Source organism: Sporichthyaceae bacterium, from assembly GCA_036493475.1.
Taxonomy (GTDB): Bacteria; Actinomycetota; Actinomycetes; order Sporichthyales; family Sporichthyaceae; genus DASQPJ01.
The window spans coordinates 1-3,322 of the sequence record DASXPS010000154.1; the positions used below are offsets into that span (position 1 = coordinate 1).

Consider the following 3,322-nt stretch of genomic DNA (forward strand, 5'->3'; position numbering starts at 1 on the left):
CTTCCGCACCACCCGCCCCGACGCGACCGCGCAGCGGCCTCCTGACCTGGTCAAACGCGACTTCCACGCCAACGCCCCGAACTGCCTGTGGGTGGTGGATTTCACCTATTCGGCTCAGCTCGCGGTTATGTGCAGTTCGGTGGCGTGAGCGCGTAGTGGCCTTGGGCTGAGTTGGTGTGATGTTGGTGTGCTGTCGTCGTAGCTGCACATAATCGTGATGCTTCTTGTGTCCGATCGGTTCGGAGATAAGGAGCATCTGATGATCAGTGTGACTGTCGATCGATGGACGTTGGAGGATCCACTCGGAGCGTTCGATGAGTATCTGGTCCGTGTCCGCGGCGTGTGCCCGGGGACGAGGCGTAACTACCTCACGTACGTGCGGGCGTTCTTGCAGGCCGTGATCGCCGGCGCTGGTGCGGGAACCGGGGAGATCGGCCCAGGTGAAGTGGTCGAGTTCGTGCGTGAGCTGACACGGCGCTATCGGCCCGCGACTGTGGAGCTGGCCGCGTCAGGCTTGCGTTCGTTCTTCGGCTTTCTGCAGGTCGAGGGGCTGTGTGACGGCCATCTGGTGGATGCGGTCCCGATGGTGCCGCGGCGCCGCACAGGTCTTGTTCGGTATCTGGACCCGGGACGCTTCGAGCGGCTGATCGCCTCGTTGGGCTCGTCCTCGCCTCGGGGGTTGCGGGACCGGGCGATCATCGTGTGCATGGCCCGGCTGGGGCTGCGAGCCGGCGAGGTCGTGCAGCTGCGGCTGGAGGACATCGACTGGCGCAACGCCACCGTGCGGGTGCGGGCCCGCAAGACCGGTCACGGTGCGCTGCTGCCGCTGCCCGACGAGGTGGGGTCGGCGCTGGCCGACTACCTGCAGCACGCCCGTCCGGTCACCGGTGTCCGACAGGTGTTCGTGCTGCACCGGTTACGGGTCGGCGCGCCGATCAGCTACAGCATCGTCGGTCGCGCGGTGGACAACGCGTTGCGGCAGGCCGGGATCGACGGACCGATGCGCGGAGCGAACCTGCTGCGTCATTCACTGGCCACCGAGCTGCTGGACCATGGGGCCAGCCTGCGCGAGATCGCCGACTTGTTCGGGCACTCCTCGCTGGCCACCACCCGGATCTACGCCTCGGTGGACGTCGCGGCGCTTCGTGAGGTCGCGCTGCCGTGGCCGGAGGTGACGTCATGACCGGCCGTGTCGCGTTGCTGGCAGAGGATTACATCGCGTTGCGGCGTGGCCTGGGCTACCGCTCGCCCAGTCAAGAGCGTGCGCTGCGGGCCTTCGCCCGATACCTGGACCGAGACGGGCACGAGGGTCCGATCCCGTTGGAGTCGAGCCTGGACTGGGCGGCCTCGACCGGCTCACCGGATCCGTGCAACCCGGCCCGGCGGTTGACCACGGTGCGGGGATTCCTGCGTCACCTGGCCGGCCTGGACGGCGCCACCGCGGTGCCGGCGCCGGGACTGCTCGGCCCGACCGGGCATCGCAAACCGCCGCACGTGTACTCCGACGCCGAGATCGCCGACCTCATGCGGGCGGCGGCCGGGCTGGCCCCGGCCGGCGGGCTGCGGCCACACTGCTACGCCACCCTGTTGGGGCTGCTCGCGTGCACCGGGATCCGGATCTCCGAGGCGCTGGCCCTGGCCTGCGGCGAGGTCGACCTGACGGGCGGCGTGCTCACCGTCCGCGCCGGCAAACGCGGACGGACTCGGCTGGTGCCGCTGCATCCCAGCGCCATGCCGCCGCTGCGTGACTACGCCGCTGAACGGGAGCAACGCTACGGCCCGCCAGACGACGGCGCGGCGTTCTTCCGCACCGACCGCAGCGACCGGGTCAGCTACAACGCCGCCAACAGCACGTTTATCGTGCTGCGTCGCCGGCTCGGCTGGACCGCCGACGGGCGCACCCGGGCACCGCGCGTGCACGACCTGCGGCACCGGATGGTGGTGCGGCGGATCCAGGACTGGCACGCCCACGGTGTCAACGTCGACCACCAGATCGCCGCACTGGCGACCTATGTCGGGCACGTCGAGGTGCGCGACGTCTACTGGTACCTGTCGGCCGTCCCGGAGCTGATGGACATCGTCGCCGACCGGTTCGAAGCCTTCGCCCAACACTCACCGGCAGGTGTGTCGTGAGGGCACCGCAGATCGGCTTCCCGCAGCTGGTGCAGGACTTCTTCCTGCGCCGCCTGGTGCAGCAGCGCGGCGCCAGCGCCCGCACCGTGGAAAGCTACCGCGACGCGTTCGAGCTGCTGTTCGACTACCTCGAGCAGCGCACCGGCAAGCCGCCCTCGGCGCTGCGAATGGCAGATCTCGACGCGCCGGCGGTGCTGGACTTCCTCGACCACCTCGAAACCGGCCGCGGAAACAGTGTCCGGACCCGCAACGCCCGCCTCGCGGCGATCCACTCGTTCATGCGCTACGCCGCCGTCCGCGACCCGACATCGCTGCCGATCACCCAACACGTGCTGGCGATCCCGGCCAAACGATTCGACCGGCCCGTCCTGGGCTACCTCACCCGCGAGCAGGTCGCCGCGATCCTGGCCGCACCCGACCGCGGCACCTTCAGCGGACACCGCGACGCCGTCCTGCTCGCCACCGCCTACAACACCGGCGCCCGTGTTTCCGAGCTCACCGGCCTACGGATCCGTGACGTGCTGCTGGATCGCCAGACCGCCGTGCACCTGCACGGCAAGGGCCGCAAACAACGCGTCATCCCGCTATGGAAGAACACCGCCGCCCAGCTGCGCGGCTGGCTGACCAGGATCAACCCCGCAGCCGACACGCCGGTCTTCCCCAACCGAGCCGGCCAACCGATGTCGCGCTCCGGCGTGCGGGACCGGCTCGACCGGGCCGTCGCCGCCGCCGAACCGTCCTGCCCGTCCCTGCACGGCCAGCACGTCACGCCACACACACTGCGGCACTCGACCGCGATGCACCTGCTGCAGTCGGGCACCGACCTGGCGGTCATCGCGTTATGGCTCGGCCACTCCAGCCCGGCGGTCACGCACCAATACCTCGAAGCCGACCTCGCCGCCAAGGAAGCAGCACTCCAGCGACTGACCGACCCCGGCCCCACACCGACACGATTCCAGCCCGGCGACCAACTCCTCGCCTTCCTGCAAGGCCTCTGATTATGTGCAGTCCCACGACCGGAAATCACCACACAGCAAGCGGACCTCCAACCGAACTGCACATAACCGCGAGCTGAGCCGAATAGGTGAAATCCACCACCCACAGGCAGTTCGGGGCGTTGGCGTGGAAGTCGCGTTTGACCAGGTCAGGAGGCCGCTGCGCGGTCGCGTCGGGGCGGGTGGTGCGGAAG

General features: G+C 69.1%; 3 protein-coding genes. All 3 read left to right on the forward strand.

Annotated elements, in window-relative coordinates; genetic code table 11:
- Window positions 1-259: 259 nt before the first annotated feature.
- Genes VGJ14_15720 through VGJ14_15730 form a run of 3 tightly spaced genes read left to right on the forward strand, consistent with a single transcriptional unit; the run spans window position 260 to window position 3,131 of the window.
- The gene (locus tag VGJ14_15720) at window positions 260-1,183 is read left to right on the forward strand and encodes a site-specific integrase (GenBank protein HEY2833877.1); all 924 of its coding nucleotides are present in this window, start codon (window positions 260-262) and stop codon (window positions 1,181-1,183) included.
- Window positions 1,180-2,133: a tyrosine-type recombinase/integrase gene (locus VGJ14_15725; protein HEY2833878.1), complete on the forward strand. Its 954-nt coding sequence runs from the start codon at window positions 1,180-1,182 to the stop codon at window positions 2,131-2,133. Before VGJ14_15720 ends, VGJ14_15725 begins: the two co-directional genes overlap by 4 nt.
- Window positions 2,130-3,131, forward strand: a complete 1,002-nt coding sequence (locus tag VGJ14_15730; protein HEY2833879.1) for a site-specific integrase — start codon at window positions 2,130-2,132, stop codon at window positions 3,129-3,131. The genes VGJ14_15725 and VGJ14_15730 overlap by 4 nt, the downstream gene beginning before the upstream one ends.
- The last annotated feature ends 191 nt before the right edge of the window (window positions 3,132-3,322 follow it).